Origin of the sequence: Glaciihabitans sp. UYNi722, from assembly GCF_040549465.1 — a bacterium.
In the GTDB taxonomy this organism is placed as follows: domain Bacteria; phylum Actinomycetota; class Actinomycetes; order Actinomycetales; family Microbacteriaceae; genus Lacisediminihabitans.
In genome coordinates this window covers 37,311-58,547 of sequence record NZ_JBEPTL010000014.1, presented here as the reverse complement: position 1 = coordinate 58,547, position 21,237 = coordinate 37,311, and the positions used below count along the sequence as shown (strand labels likewise).

The 21,237-nt window shown below is 64.0% G+C and carries 23 protein-coding genes; 13 read left to right on the top strand and 10 right to left on the bottom strand.

Annotated elements, in window-relative coordinates:
* The first annotated feature begins 28 nt into the window (after positions 1 to 28).
* On the top strand, positions 29 to 511 hold the full coding sequence (locus tag ABIB56_RS11540; protein ID WP_354569359.1) for a hypothetical protein: 483 nt from the start codon (positions 29 to 31) through the stop codon (positions 509 to 511).
* On the opposite strand, the gene ABIB56_RS11535 is transcribed toward ABIB56_RS11540, so the two are convergent.
* The 3 genes from ABIB56_RS11535 to ABIB56_RS11525 are packed head-to-tail and all read right to left on the bottom strand — an operon-like array spanning position 483 to position 2,877.
* Positions 483 to 1,442 (bottom strand): alpha/beta fold hydrolase, encoded by a 960-nt coding sequence (locus ABIB56_RS11535; protein ID WP_354569358.1) that lies wholly within the window; start codon positions 1,440 to 1,442, stop codon positions 483 to 485. The genes ABIB56_RS11540 and ABIB56_RS11535 overlap by 29 nt on opposite strands.
* Positions 1,442 to 2,494 (bottom strand): FUSC family protein, encoded by a 1,053-nt coding sequence (locus tag ABIB56_RS11530; RefSeq protein WP_354569357.1) that lies wholly within the window; start codon positions 2,492 to 2,494, stop codon positions 1,442 to 1,444. The genes ABIB56_RS11535 and ABIB56_RS11530 overlap by 1 nt, the downstream gene beginning before the upstream one ends.
* 56 nt (positions 2,495 to 2,550) lie before the next feature.
* Positions 2,551 to 2,877: a hypothetical protein gene (locus tag ABIB56_RS11525; protein ID WP_354569356.1), complete on the bottom strand. Its 327-nt coding sequence runs from the start codon at positions 2,875 to 2,877 to the stop codon at positions 2,551 to 2,553.
* Positions 2,878 to 3,161: 284 nt separating this feature from the next.
* Between ABIB56_RS11525 and ABIB56_RS11520 the strand changes: the two genes are divergently transcribed.
* On the top strand, positions 3,162 to 4,022 hold the full coding sequence (locus ABIB56_RS11520; RefSeq protein ID WP_354569355.1) for an aldo/keto reductase: 861 nt from the start codon (positions 3,162 to 3,164) through the stop codon (positions 4,020 to 4,022).
* A gap of 3 nt (positions 4,023 to 4,025) precedes the next feature.
* On the opposite strand, the gene ABIB56_RS11515 is transcribed toward ABIB56_RS11520, so the two are convergent.
* Positions 4,026 to 5,804 (bottom strand): glycoside hydrolase family 15 protein, encoded by a 1,779-nt coding sequence (locus tag ABIB56_RS11515; protein ID WP_354569354.1) that lies wholly within the window; start codon positions 5,802 to 5,804, stop codon positions 4,026 to 4,028.
* Between the two features lie 31 nt (positions 5,805 to 5,835).
* Here ABIB56_RS11515 and ABIB56_RS11510 point away from each other — a divergent pair, with 31 nt between their 5' ends.
* Complete coding sequence (locus tag ABIB56_RS11510) at positions 5,836 to 7,203, top strand: glucose-6-phosphate dehydrogenase (RefSeq protein ID WP_354569353.1); 1,368 nt, start codon at positions 5,836 to 5,838, stop codon at positions 7,201 to 7,203.
* Here ABIB56_RS11510 and ABIB56_RS11505 read toward each other — a convergent pair.
* The 4 genes from ABIB56_RS11505 to ABIB56_RS11490 all read right to left on the bottom strand — a co-directional run bounded on the left by ABIB56_RS11505 (position 7,200) and on the right by ABIB56_RS11490 (position 10,728).
* Positions 7,200 to 7,976, bottom strand: a complete 777-nt coding sequence (locus tag ABIB56_RS11505) for a class I SAM-dependent methyltransferase (RefSeq protein ID WP_354569352.1) — start codon at positions 7,974 to 7,976, stop codon at positions 7,200 to 7,202. The genes ABIB56_RS11510 and ABIB56_RS11505 overlap by 4 nt on opposite strands.
* Positions 7,977 to 7,988: 12 nt before the next feature.
* The gene (locus ABIB56_RS11500) at positions 7,989 to 9,290 is read right to left on the bottom strand and encodes a type II toxin-antitoxin system HipA family toxin (RefSeq protein ID WP_354569351.1); all 1,302 of its coding nucleotides are present in this window, start codon (positions 9,288 to 9,290) and stop codon (positions 7,989 to 7,991) included.
* Positions 9,291 to 9,614, bottom strand: a complete 324-nt coding sequence (locus ABIB56_RS11495; RefSeq protein WP_354569350.1) for a helix-turn-helix domain-containing protein — start codon at positions 9,612 to 9,614, stop codon at positions 9,291 to 9,293. It lies immediately after the preceding gene.
* Positions 9,615 to 9,678: 64 nt separating this feature from the next.
* Positions 9,679 to 10,728, bottom strand: coding sequence for an App1 family protein phosphatidate phosphatase (locus tag ABIB56_RS11490; RefSeq protein ID WP_354569349.1), 1,050 nt, complete (start codon positions 10,726 to 10,728; stop codon positions 9,679 to 9,681).
* A gap of 172 nt (positions 10,729 to 10,900) precedes the next feature.
* Here ABIB56_RS11490 and ABIB56_RS11485 point away from each other — a divergent pair, with 172 nt between their 5' ends.
* The 9 genes from ABIB56_RS11485 to ABIB56_RS11445 all read left to right on the top strand — a co-directional run bounded on the left by ABIB56_RS11485 (position 10,901) and on the right by ABIB56_RS11445 (position 18,346).
* Positions 10,901 to 11,557 (top strand): TetR/AcrR family transcriptional regulator, encoded by a 657-nt coding sequence (locus tag ABIB56_RS11485; RefSeq protein WP_354569348.1) that lies wholly within the window; start codon positions 10,901 to 10,903, stop codon positions 11,555 to 11,557.
* A gap of 177 nt (positions 11,558 to 11,734) precedes the next feature.
* Positions 11,735 to 12,568 (top strand): ABC transporter ATP-binding protein, encoded by an 834-nt coding sequence (locus ABIB56_RS11480; RefSeq protein ID WP_354569347.1) that lies wholly within the window; start codon positions 11,735 to 11,737, stop codon positions 12,566 to 12,568.
* Positions 12,565 to 13,251 (top strand): ABC transporter permease, encoded by a 687-nt coding sequence (locus ABIB56_RS11475; protein ID WP_354569346.1) that lies wholly within the window; start codon positions 12,565 to 12,567, stop codon positions 13,249 to 13,251. The genes ABIB56_RS11480 and ABIB56_RS11475 overlap by 4 nt, the downstream gene beginning before the upstream one ends.
* Entirely contained in the window at positions 13,182 to 13,964 is a 783-nt protein-coding gene (locus tag ABIB56_RS11470) for an ABC transporter permease (RefSeq protein ID WP_354569345.1), read from the top strand. Before ABIB56_RS11475 ends, ABIB56_RS11470 begins: the two co-directional genes overlap by 70 nt.
* Positions 13,965 to 13,992: 28 nt before the next feature.
* Positions 13,993 to 14,934 carry a glycine betaine ABC transporter substrate-binding protein gene (locus ABIB56_RS11465; RefSeq protein ID WP_354569344.1) on the top strand — a complete coding sequence of 314 codons (942 nt, stop codon included), beginning with the start codon at positions 13,993 to 13,995 and terminating at the stop codon, positions 14,932 to 14,934.
* Between the two features lie 171 nt (positions 14,935 to 15,105).
* On the top strand, positions 15,106 to 15,945 hold the full coding sequence (locus ABIB56_RS11460; protein WP_354569343.1) for an ABC transporter ATP-binding protein: 840 nt from the start codon (positions 15,106 to 15,108) through the stop codon (positions 15,943 to 15,945).
* Positions 15,942 to 16,625 carry an ABC transporter permease gene (locus tag ABIB56_RS11455; RefSeq protein ID WP_354569342.1) on the top strand — a complete coding sequence of 228 codons (684 nt, stop codon included), beginning with the start codon at positions 15,942 to 15,944 and terminating at the stop codon, positions 16,623 to 16,625. The genes ABIB56_RS11460 and ABIB56_RS11455 overlap by 4 nt, the downstream gene beginning before the upstream one ends.
* A gap of 3 nt (positions 16,626 to 16,628) precedes the next feature.
* On the top strand, positions 16,629 to 17,417 hold the full coding sequence (locus ABIB56_RS11450; protein ID WP_354569341.1) for an ABC transporter permease: 789 nt from the start codon (positions 16,629 to 16,631) through the stop codon (positions 17,415 to 17,417).
* The gene (locus ABIB56_RS11445; RefSeq protein WP_354569340.1) at positions 17,417 to 18,346 is read left to right on the top strand and encodes an ABC transporter substrate-binding protein; all 930 of its coding nucleotides are present in this window, start codon (positions 17,417 to 17,419) and stop codon (positions 18,344 to 18,346) included. Before ABIB56_RS11450 ends, ABIB56_RS11445 begins: the two co-directional genes overlap by 1 nt.
* 23 nt (positions 18,347 to 18,369) lie before the next feature.
* On the opposite strand, the gene ABIB56_RS11440 is transcribed toward ABIB56_RS11445, so the two are convergent.
* Together ABIB56_RS11440 and ABIB56_RS11435 are read right to left on the bottom strand one after the other, a co-directional pair.
* Positions 18,370 to 19,044, bottom strand: coding sequence for a DedA family protein (locus ABIB56_RS11440; RefSeq protein ID WP_354569339.1), 675 nt, complete (start codon positions 19,042 to 19,044; stop codon positions 18,370 to 18,372).
* Positions 19,045 to 19,067: 23 nt separating this feature from the next.
* Complete coding sequence (locus ABIB56_RS11435; RefSeq protein ID WP_354569338.1) at positions 19,068 to 19,853, bottom strand: aminotransferase class IV; 786 nt, start codon at positions 19,851 to 19,853, stop codon at positions 19,068 to 19,070.
* 11 nt (positions 19,854 to 19,864) lie between these two features.
* Here ABIB56_RS11435 and pabB point away from each other — a divergent pair, with 11 nt between their 5' ends.
* Positions 19,865 to 21,229, top strand: a complete 1,365-nt coding sequence (pabB, locus tag ABIB56_RS11430) for an aminodeoxychorismate synthase component I (protein ID WP_354569337.1) — start codon at positions 19,865 to 19,867, stop codon at positions 21,227 to 21,229.
* Positions 21,230 to 21,237 lie beyond the last annotated feature (8 nt).

The following is a 21,237-nucleotide window of genomic DNA, read 5'->3' as shown; positions in this document are numbered from 1 at the left end:
GCCCAGCGGAGGCCGCTAAGTTGATCGAATGCCCACCGTACTGACCGCCGACGACCTTGCTCGATTGTTGCCGGGTACGTGGCGCATCGGGGCCACGAACTTTCCGATGTGGCTGGGCGACCGGCGGCTGGCTCCGACCTTCACCTACGAGTTGAAGAGTTCCGCGCCCCTTGTTCTGAAAGACACCGTCGGCTGGAAGACGACGACGGGTGCCGACAGGAAGCTCCTGGGTACCGATCGCTGGAAGCACGACGAGTTCGTCTGGCGTGGCAGGGGAGTACTCGCGCTGTTCGCGAGCCGTTGGCATGTCGCCGGGGCGAGCGAGGACGGCTCCATCCTGGTGATCCGCTTCTCCAAGTCGATCGGCACCCCGGCCGGGCTCGACGTCGTGATCAAAGAGGGGGCGGATGCCGCGAACGTCCGTTCCGCGGTCGCCACGGCCTCCGACACCCTAGGCCTCGGCCACGAGGAGTTCGCCACCCTCAGCTGGCTGGATCTCGGCGCAGCGTAAGGCTGTACCCGAGCGCCACGAGCGTCTCCACCGGTCGTTCGACGGCGCCGAAATGTCCGCAGTCGGAGACGACGGTGCGAACGCTGTCTGGCAGGAGGCGGCCGAGATGGTCGAGGTCCTCCTGGGTGACGAAGACATCGCGGTCGCCCTTGGTCGCACGCACGGGGCATTCGATCGATGCCCACATGCCGTCGGCGTCGTAGCCACGGGTGACCTCTGCCGCGGCGGCGAAGGAGCGCGGCCTGATCTCCCGCGCGAGAGCGGCGGCCTGGGACTTTGGCACCCGTCTCCAATGCCGGAAAAGCGGGAAGGTCGCGGGCCTCAGGAGGCCGACCCGCTGAATGCCGCGGACGATCGCGGGGCCGGCCGAACCGAGCATGGCAAGAAACTGCATGACCCGCCACAGCATTGTGAACCCCGGCAGTTCTCCGAAGCGACGAAATGGATGCTCGACGCTGTGCATCACCGAGAACGTGGTGCCGGAGACCATACCGACCGAGAGCACACACTGCGGCCAGATGGATGCCATGTGCAGTGCCACGAATCCGCCGAGCGAATGCCCGACCAGGTCCCATTCGGTGTAGCCGAGCTGCTCGGCCACCTCCTTGACCAGGGTGCAGATGGCCAGCACCGTGTGGTCGCTCCGGTCGTCGGAGAGCACGGCATCGCCCCAGCCAGGCAGATCAAGCACTACGGCGTCACCGAGTTCGATGCCGAGTGCGGTCGCGGTCTGGAGCAGGGGAGTCCAGGTGGTCCACGATCCGGCGGCCCCGTGCAGAAAGATGGTGGCGCGCACCGAACTTCGCTGCGGGGTGTGGCGGGCGACGCAGGTGCCAAGAGAACTGGACACGGTGGTGATGGCGAGGCCGAGAGTCGCGGCATCCGTGACGAGTTCGAGCGGTCCGTAGCCGTCGGGCACAGCGCGCGCCATCAGTCGGTGCCGCCGATGATCTCCTCGCGCACCCGCCGCAGGTCTTCCATCAACGAGCCGACTAGGATCCAGTGTTCTGCGTCGGGTTTCGTGATGACCAGCGGCGCGGTGAGGGCCGGCAACTCGGCGGTGACGGGGTCGGGATCTTCGCGCTGGGCGGCTGCGGGGCGCGGGTCACGAGCCAGCAACATCAGGTCGTGGGCGGCACGATCCAGTTCGAGAGCGATGGATGCCACGACCGGATCCTCGTGCAGGTCGGGGTCATAGCGATCGCGAAGTGCCCTCGCCATACCGAGCACCCTCGTCACGAGGATGGACAGCGAGGCCAGCAACTCCCGGTCGCGCTCAAGGATGGTGCGATGCCTTCCGCCGCGCGGATTGAGCGTGAGACTCTCTTCGGCGAGGGTCAGAGCCTCGGCGGCCGCGTCGCGCTGCGGTCTCAATGCCCGCGCGTCGACGAGCATGCTGTCGAGTTGCACCGAGGTGCGTGGACTTCTCAGCGATTTGGCAAGCGCCCGAAGTGTGGATGCCACCCCTGATGCGAGTTTCGCGACTGCAGAGTGCGCGGGTGTGAGCAGCACCGGCGGCACGATCGCGAGGTTCACCAGCAGCCCGACGACAGCACCGATCACGGTCTCGATAATGCGATTGACCGCATAGCCGGGTGTTTGTACCCCGATAGCCAGCACGAGCATGGCACTGATCGGGATCTGGTTTGCGGAACCCGGCGACAGACGAAGCGCCCAGGCGAGGAGGAGTGAGACGACGATGATGCTGAGCACGATCCAGCTGGAGTGGCCGAACAGCAGGCTGGCTGCATAGGCGAGCATGACGCCGAAGATCACGCCGACGCTGCGCTCGACACCCTTGGCAAGTGACTGGTTGACGCTCGGCTGCACGACGAGGAGTGCCGCGATCGCGGCGAAGATCGGCAGCGGCTGGTTCAGGGTGATGACGCAGATCAACCACGCGAGGATGGCTGCGACGGAGGTCTTGAGAACCTGGAGTAGTGAGCTACGAGACGATGCTCGCAGGGAAGCGATCAGTCGCATCCACCCAGAGTAACGCCCGCTAGTACTGAGGCACGGAGACTGATGCAGGGAGCGCTTTATTCGGTGGTGAGCTGGTACCCGCTCAGGTCATCGGAGACAGGAGCCTGCACGGATGGTGTATCGCTGTGCTGTGTGGGAGTACTCGCCGAAGCGGCGCCCGCGCTGCCGAGAGCGACGCTGACAAGAAGCGCGCTCGCTAGGATTCCGGCAGCGGAGACGCCGCTTGCGGTGGCGGTGACGCCAGTGAGTCTGCCGTTGCGGCGTGCACGCCGAACGTAGACGGCGACACCCACCAAGGCGACGGTCGCGAGCGCGACCGTCAGCACCAGGGGAAGGGTTATCGCAGTGTGTGCCGCGGGTACGGCGTTGAGCACAGCAAGCATGCTGGCTGTTCCTCTCGGGTAAGGAACGGTTCATGTCGGGTACATGAACAGCATGTCGTCCTGTCCGTCATTAGGGGGACAAGCAGGTCGACAGAGATGAATCTAACAGGCCCCCGTTGGTGGGGCAAGCACTGTGGCACCCCAGTTTGGGGGCGCGCCGGAAGATGTTGTCTGTCCTGCGCCGAATGCGTAGCCAATTCAGTCACTACAGCAGCAAAATGCACTCAGAACGTGGTCGTGGCAATGAATTTCGATGTCCAACAGCGAGGCGTAGCGTTGGCGCTATGACGACTACTAGGACATCAGCATCCGGAACCTTCTCAATCGGCGGCGACCTCACGGTCAACCGCCTCGGATACGGGGTCATGCAACTCCCCGGTGCCGGCGTCTGGGGGCCGTCGCGTGATCCGGAGAATGCGGTCGCGGTGCTCCGAAAAGCCGTCGAGCTCGGCGTCACCCTCATCGATACTGCGGATGCCTACGGACCGAACGTCGCGGACCTCCTGGTCAAGGAGGCACTGCATCCCTATGCCGACGACCTAGTGATCGCCACGAAGGTCGGATTCACCCGTCAGGGTCCCAACCTCTGGACCCCCGTCGGTCGGCCGGAATACCTTCGCCAGCAGGTTGAACTCAGCCTCCGCCATCTTGGCCTCGAGCGGATCGACCTCCTTCAGCTGCACCGCATCGACCCGAAGGTGACTCTCGAAGATCAGCTCGGCGAACTGGTGGCCATGCAGGGGGCGGGCAAGATCCGTCACATCGGACTTTCCGAGGTCTCGGTCGACGATCTGAAGGCTGCCCAGAAGATTGCCACGATCGTCTCGGTTCAGAACCTGTTCAACGTCGCGCGACGGGACGCCGAGCCGCTGCTCGACTTCGCCGAGGCGAACGATATCGCCTTCATCCCCTGGTTCCCGCTCGCCACGGGAAAGCTCGCAAAGGCCGGCGGACCCCTCGACGCGCTCGCGAGGAAGCACGATGCCACGCCATCCCAGCTGGCGATCGCCTGGCTGCTCAAGCGTTCGCCTGTACTGCTCCCCATCCCGGGAACATCAAGCCTCGACCATCTGGCCGACAACATCGCTGCCGCTGGCGTGACACTCAGCGACGATGAATTCGCCGAACTGAGCGCTGCGGTCTGAGACCTAGGGCGTACCCGCTCCCGCGATCGCGTCGGCCGCCCGCACGAGCGCGAGATGGCTGAGCGCCTGCGGAGTGTTTCCGGCCTGGCGCCCGGCGTCGACGTCGTACTCCTCGCTGAGGAGTCCGACGTCGTTGGCAAAACCGACGAGGCGATCCATCAGCGTCGTGGCATCCGCAGTGCGGCCACTGCGCGCATACTGCTCGACGAGCCAGAACGAACAGGCGAGGAACGGATGCTCCCCGGACGGCAGGCCGTCCACGCCTGATTCGGTCTGGTAACGCATGACGAGGCCGTTGCGCAGCAACTCCTCCTCGATCGCGGCGACGGTGCCCAGCATCCGTGGGTCGTCTGCGGGGATGTAGCCCACCTGCGAGAGCTGCAGTAGCGAGGCGTCGACGCCGATGCTCCCGTAGTACTGCGTGTAGGTGTTGCGCACCGTGTCGAAGCCGCGGGACTCGATCTCCTCACGCACTTCGTCGCGGAGTTTCGTCCAGCGCTCGACAGGTCCGTCGAGACCGAACTCGGTGACCGCATTGACCGCACAGTCAAAAGCTGCCCAGATCATCACCCTCGAATGCGTGAAGTGGCGCTGCGGGCCACGGATCTCCCAGATGCCATTGTCGGGGCGTCGCCAGTTCTCCTCGACGAAACTCATCAGCGCGCGCTGCAGTGGCCAGGAGAATTCGCCCTCTTCGACGCCGAGACGCCGTGCGGCTTGCAGGGCAAGCATCACCTCGCCGAAGATGTCGCCCTGGTACTGGCGCCAAGCGTCGTTGCCGACCCGAACCGGCGCGGCTCCGCGGTAACCGGGAAGGCTGTCGACCTCCCACTCGGTGAGTCGGCGTTCACCTGACAGGCCGTACATGATCTGCACGTCCGAGGGGTCTCCGGCGACTGCACGTAACAGCCACCCACGCCAGGTGTTTGCCTCCTCCGCGAACCCATGGTTCAGCAGAACATTGAGCGTGAGCGAGGCATCCCGCAGCCAGACATAGCGGTAGTCCCAGTTGCGGTTGCCGCCGAACTCCTCCGGAAGGCTCGTGGTCGCCGCAGCGACGATACCACCGGTGTCTTCGTGGGTCAGGGCACGCAGCACGAGCATGGAACGATGTACCTCGTCGTGATACACCGGGGACGCAATGCAGGATGCCGCCCAGGTTTTCCACCACTTCTCGGTCGCCGCCACGCGTCGGGAAACGTTTATCGGCTCCGGCGGCTGCCGATGCGCAGGAAACCAGGTGAGGGTCATATCGACGGTCTCACCCTCCTGAACGACGAAATCGGACGTGTGCGAATGGTCGTTCGGCGTGAGCCGCGGACCACGGATGATGACGGCGTCAGGCCCTGCGACAGCGAGCAGCGCTGGTCCGTTCTTCTCGCGGACCTGCCTCACCCAGGGAATCGCGCCGGAGTAGTCGAAGCGGATGCGCACATCCTGCATCATGGGAACGGAACCGCTGATGCCCCTGATGCGCCGAATCACGTCGGCACGTCGATCACCGTGAGGCATCAGGTCGGTGACCTCTACCTCGCCCGTGGCCGTGACCCATCGGGTCACCAGGATGAAGGTGTCTTCCCGGTAGCTGCGGGTGGTTTCGACGACCGAATCTCTCGGAGCCAGGAGCCAGCGGCCGTGATCCTCGGTGCCGAGCAGGGCGCCGAAGGTGGACGCTGAGTCGAACCGGGGGAGACAGAGCCAGTCGATGCTCCCGTCCCTGCCCACCAGCGCGCCGGTATGACAGTCGCCGATCAGGGCATAGTCCTCAATGAGTAGAGCCATTTCCTCAGTCTTGCAGAGGTAACCTGTGGTCATGTCTGACCGCATCGGAACTCTCGTCATACTCGGAGCCGGGGGAGACCTCGCTCAACGACTACTGCTCCCGGGGCTCGGGCAACTCCTCGACAGCTCGCGCGGCTACGAGGTGAACCTGGTCGGTGTGGGGTTCGATCCGATGACTGACACGCAGTGGCACAAGCGTGTGGCGGGGTCCTTCGCGGCCGGTGGCGCGACCGGCGCACTGCCCAAGTCGGTGGCGGCGACCAGCGAGTATCTGCAGGCCGATGTGACGAATCCGGATGATCTTCGGCGCATCCTGGAGTCGGTCCATGGCGTGCCCGCCCTCTACTTCGCGCTGCCGCCGAAGGTCACGATCGCCGCCTGTTCCGCGCTGGAAAAGGTCGAGCTGCCCACCGGGACGGTTCTCGGGCTCGAGAAGCCGTTCGGCACCGACCTGCGCAGTGCGCAAGCGCTCAACCGGCAGTTGATCAAGCTGGTGCCGGAGAAGCATATTCATCGGGTGGACCACTTCCTCGGCAAGTCGACGGTGCTTAATCTCCTCGGCCTGCGCTTTGCCAACCGTATCTTCGAACAGGTGTGGAGTGCGGAGCACATCGCGCGCATCGACGTGACTTTCGACGAGACTCTGGGCTTGGAAGGTCGCGCCGGCTACTACGACAAGGCCGGCGCGCTTGTCGACATGATCCAGAGCCACCTCCTGCTGGTGATGGCGCTCGTGGCCATGGAACCACCCTCGAGCCTCGATGCAGAAGATCTCCGTGGATCGATGGCGCAGGTGCTTCGGGCTACCCATCCGTGGAAGGGCGACGCGGCGACGGCCGGTCGTCGGGCGCGCTACAGTGCCGGCACTATCGAGGGTCGCAAGCTGCCTGCCTATGACAAAGAACCGGGCGTCGATCCTTCCCTCGGTACAGAAACCCTCGCGGAGGTCACCGTCGGCATCGAGAACTGGCGCTGGGCTGGCGTGCCGATCCACCTGCGCTCAGGCAAGGCCCTCGCGACCAGACGCCAGGAGATCATCATCACTCTCAAGGATGTACCGCACCGGCCATACGGATTCACCGGCAGGACGGGCCCTGCGCAGCTGCGTATCGGTTTGAATCCGGACACCATCGAACTCGACCTGAATATCAACGGCGAAGGAGACCCCTTCAGCCTCGATCGTGTGAAACTCGATGTCGACTTCGCGGCAGGGGAACTCGGACCTTACGGCGAGGTACTCCACGGCCTGCTTTCTGACGATGCGACCCTGTCCGTGCGGGCGGATGCCGTCGAGGAATGCTGGCGCATCGTCGGCCCTATTCTCAGCGCGTGGCGCAAGGACGCCACTCCGCTCGACAGCTATCGTGCGGGCTCAGCCGGACCGACGTCCTGGCGCTAGGGACGACCGATCACGAGCCGCAGTCCCGCGTCGAACTCGTCGAGGGTGCGGAATTCGCCGTAGCGCGCCTCCCACTCTCCGGACTCGAGGTCGGAGCGCAATTCCCGCTCGAACCGGGCGATGACACCCTCCGGAACGAAGCTCCAGGCAGACATCGCCCGACGCACAGCGGGTTCGACTAGCCGTTCGGGTCGCGCGAAGAAGGCCTGCCCGAACCCGTCGATGCAATCGTGCGGAACCATAACTCTACGCACCTCCGTGGTGCCACCGAGTGCCGATTGGATCGCCGCGATGGATGGCATCCGGCGGTTCTCGACCTCGATAAGTTCCGGTGCGTAATCCATCAGCCACCAGTGCTCAGGGGGCACCGGATCGAAGGTCAGGATGACCACTGCGCCTCGTGAGACGCGCCGCATCTCGCCGAGCCCGCGCGCGAGGTCAGGCCACTGGTGCACGGTGACGCTCGCCATGCTCGCGTCGAAGCTATCGTCGTCGAATGGCAGGTCGTCGGCTGTCGCATCGATGGCCCGCGACAGGTGCGTCGGACGCTGGGCCCTCATCGAGGCCGAGGGTTCGACAGCGGTGACGTCGCGATCGACGGGTTCGTAAGATCCGGCGCCCGCTCCCACATTCAGCACGGTCTGAGCGTCGCCGAGAGCATCGAGGATCTGCGCAGCTATTCGCGGGTCGGGTTGCCGGATGAGCGCGTAACCCTCACCGATCCTGCTGTAGTCGGCGTCACCGGCCGAGCCGTCGGACATGCGATCGATCATGACTCAGGTCTATCACTCGAGGTCGGGATAGACGGCGCCGATCTCGGTGGCCTGTGCGGGCTCGACACCGGCCTGTTGCGCGAACTCCGTCCACTGCCCGACGGCGGCGACGACCTCTCGGATGACGGCGCGTGCCCGCGGCACCTGGAAGCGATCCGCGACGGCGAGCATGTCATCCCGCGTGATCCCGGCGAACCTGCCGTTGACCGACATCAGGTGCTGGTAGGTCCACTCGCCGTTCGGGTTGTAGGCGAAAGTGATGTCATAGGCGGGGGAGAGCTGCCATTCCGCTCCATCCGATGGATCGAGTACGAAAGAGAAGTTCTTGGTGTGGTCGTCGCAGTTGCGGGCGAGCACATTGAACACCATGCGACGGAAGGCTTCCTCGCGCGCACCTGGCCCCATGCCAAGTTCGTCGATGACCTGGAAGTACTGGCTGTAGTCGTGGGTTCCACGCTGGCGGAAGTCGAGATGGGCGATGCCGCAGAGCGTGAGGGTGTGCACCTTATGGGCGGCGGAGTCCCGGCCGGTGACCCGGTCGAAACGCCTGGTCATGAAGTGGGCCCTGCCGTTCTCCTCGAGCAGCCGACACTCGGTCATGGTGATCCCCGCCGCGCCTGCCATGAGGTAGTAGGCATATTCGATGCGCCCATACAGGCCGCCTGAGCCGAGTTCGGTGTCAGCACCGATGCCGTCCAGTTTGATCAGCCAGTACTCGAAACCGGGATCGGCGGGAAGCTGTCCTGAGCGGATCTCGTTCGTCTCGCGGTTCCAGGCGATGACCGCTTTCGCCCGCGCGCCACCCGCGGAGGTCCCGACCTGGATGAGGCTCTGCAGGGCTGCCTCCGTCTCGCGGTCGCCGGCGAAAGTGCCGCCGAGCACCGATCGCGCTCCCTCGACGAGATCGGCGAGTTCCACGGCGCTCGACCTGCGGTGGCGCGGCCCGCGGCTCGGTCGGAATTCGAGGGCGCCCATGGCCCGGGATGCCATGTAGGCCAAGCGATCGAGGGCCGTGACATCCGCTCGACGGAGGCCCTGCTGCGCGAGGTAGGCGTCGATGAGAGCATTGCCGAAATCGTCGGGCAGCGAGTCTGCGATGAAAGGTGGGAGCCGGTAGTACGTCGACTCGGGGAGCGAAGGGAAGACGAAGCTCGACCCGGAGAGCGGGGCATGAAGCGGCGCCAGTTCGATCTCTTTCCTTTTCCACTCCGGGTAGTACTCGAAAACGTAGTAGCCGAGCGCGGGATCGAGGGCGATGGCTCCCACGCGTTCGCCCCATGCCAGTACTTCGACGGCGTCGACCGGGTAATACATTTAGCTGTTGCCTCCCCGGGGGCGGTAGACCCTGTTGCGCTGGCGCTGTCGACCGGAACGCAGGATCTCGATCGGGCTCACCGTGACGGGTGGAGCGATCTCGAGTAGCCACTCCGAGCGGTCGAGTGAGCGAGCGACCTTCACCAGGGTCTTGAGGGTGGATCCTTTGCCGTGTTCCAGGTTCTTCACCGCTCCCAGGCTGACTCCGGATGCTTCGGCGAGGCCGGCCTGGTCGAATCCGCTCCTCAGGCGGAGAGCGCGAAACTGCTCGCCCACTCGCTGCTCCCAATCATCGCCGGATAGTTGCTCGGATGTAAAAGACATATAAACAACTATACAAGGGATAAATGGCTTGTAAAGCTATTTTTTAGGCTCTCAGGAGAAGCAATCACCGGATATCAGCGTCGCTGAGACGCTCGGCGAGACCAGCGCCGTCCGGGGCATAGACCCAGGGTGCCGACGGTCCGGCGGCGCGTGCCTCCATCTTGCTGCGGCCTCCGGCGAGAACCGCCTCGCTATTGGACAGTTGGCGTATGGCCACCGCTTCGACGCTCTGGGGATGACTCGCGGCGAAATCGCGGTAGATTTCTTCGTCGTGCTGTCCATCGTCGCCAACCAGCAGCCATCGCATGGCGGGAAACTCGCGGGCCAGCCGCTGCAGCGTCTCGACCTTGTGCGCGCGACCGCTGCGGAACCAGCGGTCGTGGGTCGGTCCCCAGTCGGTGAGGAGAAGTGCTCCCTGCGGGTAGAGGTTGCGAGACAGGAAACGACTGAGCGTCGGCGCGACATTCCACGCGCCGGTTGACAGGTAGAACACCGGCATTCCCTGGTGCTCACGTGTCAGTCGCTCGTAGAGGACTGCCATCCCCGGCACCGGTCGCCGGGCGTGCTCGTCGAGCACGAAAGTGTTCCAGGCCGCAAGGAACGGTCGGGGGAGAGCGGTGACCATCACGGTGTCGTCGATGTCGGAGATGAGCCCGATGCGTATGGCCGGATCGATGACGAAGACGGACGCATCCACCGACTCCGAGCCGTCGGTTCGGATCGTGATGTTGTGCCAGCCCGGGGAGAGATCCACCATGATGACGGCATCCACAACTCCGCCGCGGTCAGCCATCACTCGTTCTTCCACATCACCGACGACGATGATCACGGCGACATCGTTCACCGGCACGCTGGTGAAGCTGCGCCATCCCCGAATCTTCTTGTACCGCACGCCGTCATCCGAGGGGGTCGGCTTCGTGAGCAACACCCTGCAGAGCACCCTCACCCACCCGGGGGCGCCATAACCGGTGTAGGGAATCACTGTCGGTGTATGGCCGCGTTTGCGGGCTCGCTTCTCGCGAAACTCGTGGACTGAGTCGTCAACGCGAGCGGCGAAATGAAGGATCGGTTCCGCCCCTGAGGCGCCAGCGGACGTCTCTCGGGTCCTGACCATGTGCCAAGTCTTTCACGTTTGGCATCCAGAGCCTTGCGCTCGCTGTTCTTTCCGGGGTGTACAGACCCGTCATTTCTGACAAATCGCTTTGATAACGATCAGTGACGCAATCTCACGGCGCCCCCGTCTCGGGGGCACGATAGGATTCGATCTGACAAAAAGAGGAGTCGCCGTGGCCGCACAGAACCTGGCAGAGACCGCATTAGACGGTTCTGCTCTATTGAGAAACGAACCGGTGCAGGCACGCAGCACTGCGCGCCTTGCCGGGCTCCTGGATGCCGCAGCGGCGATTATCGACGAGATCGGCTACGAGCGCCTCACGACCGCCATGGTGGCTGAGCGTGCGGGAGCCTCGATCGGAACGGTATACCGCTACTTTCCCGACCGCATCGTGCTGCTGCAGAGCCTGAGCGCTCGCTTCCTCCAGAGATTCATCGAGCACGCGAACACGGCGGTCCGTGATCCGAAGCACGAGAACTGGGGAGAGGCGATCACCGCCGTGATCGATACGATCGTCGATGCCTTCCGCAGCGAGGTCGGATATCGCTCCCTGCGACTCGGTGACGTTCTCGACATCCGTCCAGCGGCATCCGCTCATCCTGGCAGCGCCGTGGTCGCCCAGACGATCGCGGCCGGCCTCGCCGAAAGGTTCGACCTGCCGACGAAAGACCTGGCTTTTCATGTCGAGGTCGGCATCGATGTCGCCGATTCCCTGCTCGCGCGGGCCTTCGCTCACGAACGCAACGGTGACGAGCGGTTTATCGTCGAGGCCCGATCGATCGTGCACAGCTACCTGGTGACCGTCTATGGGGAGTCTGTCAAGGGCTAGGCGCCTGGGTTTCGTGGGCGTATGTTCCACTAGGCAGTCGGTCGTCGCCTAAAAAACGGAGGATGTCAGCGGATCGTAATCTGGGGCACCCTGGAATGACGGACGTGGCAAATAGTGTTGAGTTCAACAGCCCGGCAAGTGTCGATTCGTGGAGTCCACGAGGAATGAGCCGCCCCAATGATCGAATTCCGTAGTGTCACGAAACAGTTTCCCGACGGGACTGTCGCCGTCGATGATTTCAGCCTCGTTCTCCCTTCCCGCAAGACGACGGTTTTCGTCGGGTCGTCAGGGTCGGGAAAGACGACCCTTCTGCGGATGATCAACCGCATGGTAGACCCGACATCCGGTCAGATCGAGATCGACGGGGAAGACACCTCGAAGCTCGAGCCGGTGGCGTTGCGTCGTCGCATCGGTTATGTGATGCAGAACTCCGGACTGCTCCCGCACCTCAAAGTCGTCGACAACGTGGCGACGGTTCCGGTACTCAACGGCGTGGCGAAGAAGCAGGCTCGCGAACAGGCGCTGACACTGCTCGACACCGTCGGTCTCGACCGCGACCTCGCCGAGCGTTATCCGAGCCAGCTCTCCGGCGGCCAGCAGCAGCGGGTCGGTGTGGCCAGGGGGCTTGCGGCCAATCCCAACATCCTGCTCATGGACGAGCCCTTCGGCGCTGTCGATCCGATCGTGCGCGCCGAACTGCAGGTAGAACTCATCCGGTTGCAGCGCGAGCTCGACAAGACAGTGGTGTTCGTGACCCACGACATCGACGAGGCATTCCTGCTCGGTGACCAGGTGGTCATCCTGGAAAAGGGTGGGCGCATCGCCCAGGTGGGTTCGCCCACGGAGATCCTGGCCGATCCGGCGAACGAATTCGTCGCGAGTTTTATCGGTGCCGAACGCGGCAAGCGAGCGCTGAGCATCAAGAAGACCCCGCGGGGTGAGATCCTCGTCGACGGCGAGGGTCGTGCCGCCGGGGTGCTGGTGAGTTCGGTGGACGGCTCGAGCTCGTGACCTGGATTCTCAACAACCTCGACCTGATCGGGCAGTTGATTCTCGCCCACCTCGCGATCGCGCTCCCGCCGATCGTGCTGAGTTTCATCATCTCCGTTCCCATCGGATGGGTGGCGAACCGCTACCGCTGGAGTCGCGGTGTGCTGCTCACCATCGGCGGACTCCTCTACGCCATCCCCTCCCTGCCACTCTTCATCGCGCTGCCGACTTTCATCGGCACTGGGTATCAGGATCCGATCAATGTCGTCATCGGTTTGACGCTCTATGGCATCGCGCTGTTGGTGCGAGTGACGGCCGACGGGCTCGCCTCCGTTGACGCCGACATCCGGCAGTCCGCGTCCGCTGTCGGGTTTTCGAGCGGAGGCAGGTTCTGGCGCGTTGAGCTGCCGTTGTCTGGCCCGGTGCTCGTCGCGGGTCTTCGCGTGGTTGCGGTGAGCACCGTTAGCTTGACGACCGTCGGAGCGGTCCTCGGGATCAAGTGTCTGGGGCTGCTGTTCACCGACGGCATCCAGCGGAATATTCCTGAAGAGATCTGGACGGGGATCGTACTGACCGTCGCCATTGCACTCGTCCTCGACGGGCTCATCGTGCTGATCGGTCGCCTGCTCATGCCGTGGTCGCGAGTCTCGGCGATACCGAGTCGTCGCGCGCAGCGCGCTTCACGCAGGGCGGCGATCGCGTGAACCTGCTCGGCGAAGGATTCGCCTGGATATTAGATCTGGCGCATTACGGCGGACTCAACGGCATCGACGTTCGATTGCTCCAGCATCTCGCGATCAGCGGGCTGGTGCTTCTGATCGCCGCGGTGATCGCAATTCCTGTCGGGTATCTCGTCGGACACACCGGCCGCGGACGTGCCCTGGCTGTGGGTCTCTCCGGCGGGGTTCGCGCCCTGCCAACGCTCGGCCTGATCGCCATCCTCGCTCTCAGCATCGGGATCGGGCTCGAGGCGCCGGTGATCGCCCTGGTGGTGCTTGCGATTCCGTCGATCCTGGCCGGAGCGTATTCAGGTTTCGAAGCGGTGGAACGCGGAACAATCGATGCGGCAAGGGCCGTCGGGATGACCGAATGGCAGATCGTACGGAAGGTCGAGCTGCCGCTCGGCCTCCCTCTGCTTATCGGCGGCCTGCGCTCGGCATCTTTGCAGGTCATCGCCACTGCAACCCTCGCGGACTACATCGGCGGCGGCGGGCTCGGGCATTTCATCTTCCTCGGGCTCAAAACCAACAAGTACGACGAGATGCTCGCTGGCTCCATTCTCGTGGTCGTGCTCGCGCTGGTCTCGGAAGCGGTCTTCAGTATCATCCAACGACTCGTCGTACCGGCCGGGGTCACCGCCGGTCGGCCGAAAGACGTCCGCGTGCGGTCATCCCGATCCCGCGCGGCACTGGGTTAGACAACCCCTTATCAAGAAGGAAGCAACAATGTTCACAGCAGGAAGAGGCCGGCTCGTCGCACTGGGCGCAGTCGTGGTTGGGGCAGCAATAGCCCTTTCAGGGTGTGCTTCGAGTGACCCTCTATCGACAGGGGGATCGACCGCCGGCGCGGGTAAGACTCTCGTCGTCGGGTCGCAGGACTACTACTCCAACGAGATCATCGCCCAGCTCTACACGCAGGCGCTCGAAAATGGCGGTTACAAAGTGCAGCAGAACTTCAGGATCGGGCAGCGCGAGGTCTACCTGCCGCAGCTCGAGGCCGGCAAGATCGACGTCTTCCCGGAGTACATCGGAAGCCTGGACCAGGCAGTTAATAAAGGCCTGGGAAAGACTGCTCCCGGAGGCACAGCCGACGAGGTCTACACCGACCTGACCTCGGTATTACCTGATGGCCTGAAGGTGCTCGACAAGGCGAAAGCGGCCGACCAGAACTCCTGGACAGTCACCAAGGCCTTCGCCAAGAAGTATGACCTCACCGACATAGCGTCGCTCAAGAACGTGACAGAGCCGATCACCGTGGGCGGTAACTCGGAGCTCGAGACGCGCCCCTACGGCCCGACCGCGCTCAAATCCAAGTACGGCATCAACATCGCCGGGTTCAAAGCGGTGGAGGACAGCGGCGGACCATTGACGGTGAAAGCGCTGGTCGACAACCAGATCCAACTCGCCAACATCTACACGGCCGACCCGAACATCAAGTCGAACGGTCTCGTCGCTCTCACGGACCCTGGCAACCTGTTCTTCCCGGACAACGTGGCTCCCGTCGTCTCTAAGAAGGTCGACGCGAAGGCGGCGAAGATCCTGAACGCCGTGAGCGCCAAGCTCAGCACAGCGGATCTGGTCAAGCTGAACGACCAGAGCGTGACGGACAAGAAGTCTGCCGATGCTATTGCGAAGGCGTGGCTCAAGGACAAGGGCCTGGTCAAATAGCTGTCGATCAACCCGCCATCGGGCCCGAAAGCAGCGGCTTTCGGGCCCGATGTCTCTGTGGCTGGAGCAGGAACCAGCTAAACAAAATTGCCTGATACTCCGAATCATGTTCGAGTGAACTGTTCCGCAAGCGTCGAATCGTGTGTCTCGCGAAGATTGAGCCAGTGACCAATGATCGAATTCCGCGGTGTTTCCAAACGTTTTCCTGACGGCACTCTCGCCGTAGACGACTTCTCTTTTGTGCTGCCCTCGAACAAGGCGACGGTCTTCGTCGGTTCCTCAGGGTCGGGTAAGACCACCCTGTTGCGCATGATCAACCGCATGGAGGATCCGACCTCGGGTCAGGTGCTCATCGACGGCCAGGATGTCGGGGGCCTCGATCGCGTGAAGCTGCGCCGCAGCATCGGGTACGTGCTGCAGGCATCCGGACTCCTCCCGCATCGCCAGGTTCTCGATAATGTCACGACGGTGCCGAGGCTCAACGGCGTTCCTCGCAGGAAGGCGCGTGAGGACGCCCTCACGCTGCTGGACACCGTCGGCCTCGGTCGTTCGCTCGCGGACCGCTACCCCGACCAGCTGTCGGGCGGTCAGCAGCAGCGGGTGGGCGTTGCACGCGCGCTCGCCAGCGATCCGAACATCCTGCTCATGGACGAGCCGTTCGGCGCTGTCGACCCGATCGTGCGCGCCGAACTTCAGGTGGAACTCAACAGGCTGCAGCGCGAACTCGGCAAGACGACGGTGTTTGTGACCCACGACATCGACGAGGCCTTCACTATCGCCGACCAGGTGGTGATCTTCCGCGAGGGCGGAATCATCGCCCAGGCCGGCACGCCCGCAGAGATCCTGGCGAATCCGGCGGATGATTTCGTCGCCACCTTCATCGGGGCCGACAAGGGCAAGCGCACCCTCCACCTGCAGCAGCGGGACGGCGACGACGGGGTTGTTCTCGTGGTCGACGGCGACGGCCGGCCGGCCGGCATTCTCTCCGACCAGGACGCGACGGCGCCATGAGCTGGGCGATCGAGAATTTCGGCCTGATCCTCCGTCTCACGCTCAACCACATCGCGCTCAGCGCCCTGCCGATCGTGCTCGGATTCGTGCTTGCCGTTCCACTCGGCTGGCTGGCAAATCGCCGGCGCGCGCTCCGCTCGCTGATCATCACGGTCGGCAGCCTTCTCTACACGATTCCGTCACTGCCGCTGTTCGTGATCCTGCCCTACATTCTCGGCACCCAGATCAAGAACGAGATCAACGTGGTCGTCGCCCTCACCATCTATGCGGTGGCGATGATGGTGCGCTCGGCATCCGACGCCCTGGCAGCCGTGCCCGCGGACACCGTCGAGGCAGCGACAGCGATGGGGTACTCGTCGTGGACGCGTTTCTGGACAGTCGAATTCCCGCTGGCAGGCCCCGTGCTGCTCGCCGGTCTCCGCGTGGTGTCGGTGAGCACCATTGCCCTGGTCTCTGTCGGCGCAATCATCGGATCGGCCAATCTCGGCTACCTGTTCACCAACGGCAAGCAGCGGAGCTTTCTCGAAGAGATAGTCATCGGCATCATCGCCAGCCTGATCATCGCACTCGTCTTCGACCTGATCCTCGTTGCTCTCGGCCGCATCCTCATGCCGTGGACCCGACGTCGCCCCCTCGGCGGACCGAAAGTCCTCGCCAGGGCGAGAGAGCTGGAGGCGTAGGCCATGCAGTTCTTCATTAATGCCCTCGCCTGGCTCTTCGACCCGAAGAACTATGTGGCCGGAGCGCAGAGCCCACTGCCGATCCAGGATCGGATCGGGGAGCACCTCCTCTACACGCTGGTGTCGGTAGCGATCGCCGCGGTCATCGCCCTCCCGCTCGGTTTCTTCATCGGACACACCGGTCGCGGGCGCCAGTTCGTGATTGGGTTCACCGGCGGGATGCGCGCCCTCCCGACGCTCGGACTGCTAATGGCGCTGTTCCTGATCGTCGGGATGACGGTGCCCTTCACGCAGGCGGCCTTCGTGGCCTCGATCATTGCCTTCGTCATCCTCGCGATCCCCTCGATCCTCGCCGGAGCCTACGCGGGGGTGGAATCGGTGAATCAGCAGGTGGTGGATGCGGCACGGGCCAGCGGCATGACGGAGCTGCAGATCCTATTCAGGGTCGAGATTCCGCTCTCGCTGCCGCTGATCATCGGGGGTGTGCGGTCATCCGTGCTGCAGGTGATCGCGACGGCGGTTGTCGCCTCCTACATCTCGCTCGGCGGCATCGGGGCCATCATCTCGAGCGGAATCGGACTGAACGACAACGCCCGCATCCTGGGCGGTGCACTTCTCGTCACTGCCCTCGCTCTCGTGATCGACGGCGTCTTCGCGCTCGCTCAGCGGCTGACCAGGCGTCGCGGGGTGGGCGGGGAGCGCCTCACCCGCGCCCAGAAACGTAGTGCCCGAGACCTGTCAACCGGACGGGTCTCGGTGGCGGCAACCACCGCCGATGAAGGGAATCAGTGATGTTCACAGCACAGAAGAAGGCACGCATCGTCCTCGGGACGATCGCGGTTGGAGCGGTATTCGCTCTCGCAGGGTGTGCGACATCGGATCCAACGGGTTCCGGTGGCTCGTCGGGCAGCAGCGACAAGATCACCGTCGGCTCGTTCAACTATCCGGAGAGCGAGATTCTGGGCAATATCTACACACTCGCTCTCGAGGACGCCGGCTACACGGTCGACAAGCAGTTCAATATCGGTCCGCGTCAGGCGACCATCCCCGCACTCAAGGACGGCTCGATCAACCTGATCCCGGAGTACAACGGCAACCTGCTGTTCTTCTACGACACCAAATCGGCGGCGCGCACCACCGCCGAGGTCGACGCCGCGTTGAAGGATGCCATCCCCAAGGGCTACCGGGTACTCAAGTCCTCGCCCGCAGAGGACAAGGACGCCTATGTGGTTACCCAGGCGGAGGCCGAGAAGTTCGGCCTGAAGACCGTCGGTGATCTCACCAAGATCGAGCCGTTCGCCCTCGGCGCCAACCCGCAGTTCGGTGAACTTGGTTACGGCATCCCCGGGCTGAAGTCGGTCTACGGCATCAAGGACGTTACCTTTACGCCGATCGAGGACTACGGCGGGCCCGATACGGTGAAGGCGCTCACCGACAACGCGGTGCAGGTCGCCGACATCTACACGACGTCGCCCGATCTCGTGGCGAAGAAGCTGCTCGTGCTCGACGACCCGAAGAACCTGATCGCGGCGCAGAACATTGTGCCGTTGCTCAATTCGAAGATCTACAGCGCGAAGATGGCCAAGGTGCTCGACAAGGTCTCGGCGGCGATGTCTACCAAGGACCTGATTGGGCTGCGCGATCAGGTCGAGGGCGCCGACAAGGTGCAGGCGGCCACGGCTGCCAAAGACTGGCTGGTCAAGAAGAAGCTGATCAAGTAGGGACGGTGGGTGAGGCCCGGCGGCTATGGCCGTCGGGGCTCACCCTTCTCCTCGGCATCCGGAGGTTCCATGTGACGTGCCTCGCTGCGTTCGATAAGTTTCTTCACCAGCAACGCCACGATGAGGAAGACCGCGATTATCGCCACGAAGATGTATCCGGCGTAGTGCAGCTGCGACGACAGCTGTCGGTAGGACCCGGCGGCCAGCCAACCCACTGAGACGTAGGATGCAGCCCAGATGACACAGGCCGGCACCGTCCAGGCCAGAAACCTGCGGTAGCGCATCGTGCTCATGCCGACGGTGAGTGGGATGAGCGCGTGGAGTACCGGCAGGAATCGTGAGATGAAGACGGCGATCCCGCCACGACGCTCGAGGTAGCGTTCCGCGCGCATCCAGTTGTGCTCGCCCAGTTTTCGACCGAGCCGACTCGCACGGATTCGCGGGCCGAAGAAACGCCCGAGGGCGAAGCCGAGGCTCTCTCCGATGAGTGCGCCGATGATCACCGCGGCGAGTAGTGCGAGGTACTCCTGAACGCTGGTGATGGCCGTCGACGCCACGATGACGATCGTGTCGCCCGGCACGATGATTCCGACCAGGATGGATGTCTCGAACAGCATGCCGAGGCCGGCCAGGAGCACGCGCAGCCCTGGGTCGACACTGCGAACAGTGTCGAGGATCCAGTTGAGCATGTCGTTCACGCGTCGAGCATACCGAGCGCGCCTTAGGGAAGAGGTTTGCGCAATCGGTCGAGCCTCGTGCGCCAGCTGGCGAGACGACCGGGCTCCTCGGCGGTCGATGGACCGTCGACCCAGGCCGTGACAATACGGATGCCGTGCAGTGCACTGAGCGCCCAGAGCTCCACGCCATCCAACTCGGCGGGAGTCACCGACTCGTAGTAGACCTCGACGCCGAGAGCGGTGGCCAGTGCGATCACAGAACGAGCGGTTACGCTGTCTAGCCGGGCGAGATCGAGGGAGGGGGCGCAGAGAATCGCGCCTCGCCACCAGAGCAGCGAACTGTAGGCTCCCTCGACGACGTAGCCGTCGGGGGACAGGATGACCGCCTCATCCGCGCCGAGCGCCTGCGCCTCGGTTCGCACGCGCAGGAGCGCATCGGTGTCAGGACCTTTGACCAGCGGCGAGGTGCGCGGATCATCACCCCGATGGCTCGCGAGCCGGACGGACCTGCTTCGCCATGGAGCGCTGCGCAGCCGGAACACGAGCAGGGGAGCGCCCTGTCGCAGTTGCAGTTCGACGCGGGGAAACCAGTCTCCGCTGCGGGGGATTGCAGCGATCGCTGCGTTCCAGAATGCTTCGGCATCGAGGTCGTCGAATCGCCGGTCATCGATCGCTCCCCAGAACCGGGAGCGGTGCAGGTCGAGGGCGAGAACTGTTCCGTCGGTCACGAACCAGGAGTCGGCCGCTGCGATGACGACGTCGGACATATCGCAGTACTCCAGCGGGTCGAGCTCGCCGTCATGCCAGCGGCAGATCGTGGTCACACTCATAGAGTTAGGTTATGCGCAGCCGGGTCCTCGAATCGCCGCTCGCGGGCTGGATCGATCCGGCGCGCGTCTTCGGTGGGCTCTACGCATCGCATCCTCATGCCGTGTGGCTGGACTCTGGAATGCATGCTGAAAGCGGCATGAGTTTTCTCGGGCGCGGTTCGCGGCTGGCCACATCGTCCGTTGCCGACCGAACGGTGACCGTCGATGGTCGAACCAGCGACGGCGAGATTCTGCAGTTTCTGAAAGAGGAACTCGAGCCGGCGTCTGCGGAGCCGGGCGAGGGCTTTCGTCTCGGCTGGGTGGGTTGGCTCGGCTACGAGTTGAGGGCGCAGACCATGGATACGTCCCCGCGCATCGGCTCGCGGTATCCGGATGCCGCTTTGCTGTTCGTCGACCGCGGGATCGTGTTCGATCACGCCAACCGTTCGATGCGACTCATTGCCCTCGGCGACTCGTGGAGCGAAGAACTCTCCGGCTGGCGAGATTCCACGATATCGGCGCTGTCCTCGGCTGCGGACCACGATCCGGTTGGCGAGACCCCGACCGTGATCCCGAACGTCTCCTGGGCCTATGGCGACGACGACTATCTCGCGATGATCCGCGAATGCCAGGAAGCGATCGTCGACGGCGACGCCTACCAGATCTGTCTCACAACTGAGGTGCGGGTGGATGTCCGTCCCGATCCCTTCGCCGCCTACCTCAGGCTGCGCGCCGCGAGCCCGACCCATCACGGTTCGCTGTTCGTTGTCGACGGACTCGCCATGCTGAGTTCGTCGCCCGAGTTGTTCCTCGCGGTGTCACCCGACCGTGTGGTGGAGTCCCGACCGATCAAGGGAACCCGCCGACGGGGGAGTGATCCTGACGAAGACGCAGCGCTCGCCCGCGAGCTCGAGTCGAGCGACAAGGAGCGCGCCGAGAACCTGATGATCGTGGACCTCATGCGCAACGACATCGGTCGGGTCAGCGAGGTGGGGTCGGTCAGTGTTACCCGCCTTCTGGCTGTGGAGAGCTATGCACAGGTGCACCAACTGGTCAGCACGGTGCGTGGCATCCTGGCACCCGGCCTGACCGGCATCGACGCGGTCGCCGCCTGCTTTCCCGCCGGATCGATGACCGGTGCGCCGAAGTACGGCGCGGTTGCGATCCTCGACAGGCTGGAGCATCGCGCTCGTGGCGTCTACGCGGGAGCGTTCGGGTATTTCGGGCTGGACGGGCGTATCGACCTCGCCATGGTCATCCGCAGCATCGTGCTCGACGGCGAGGGTGCGACGATCGGCACCGGGGGAGGCATCACCGCGCTCTCGGTACCGGAGGAGGAACTCGATGAGGTGCATCTCAAGGTGGCGGCGCTGCTTGCCGTTCTCGGTGCATCCTGAAGATTGAG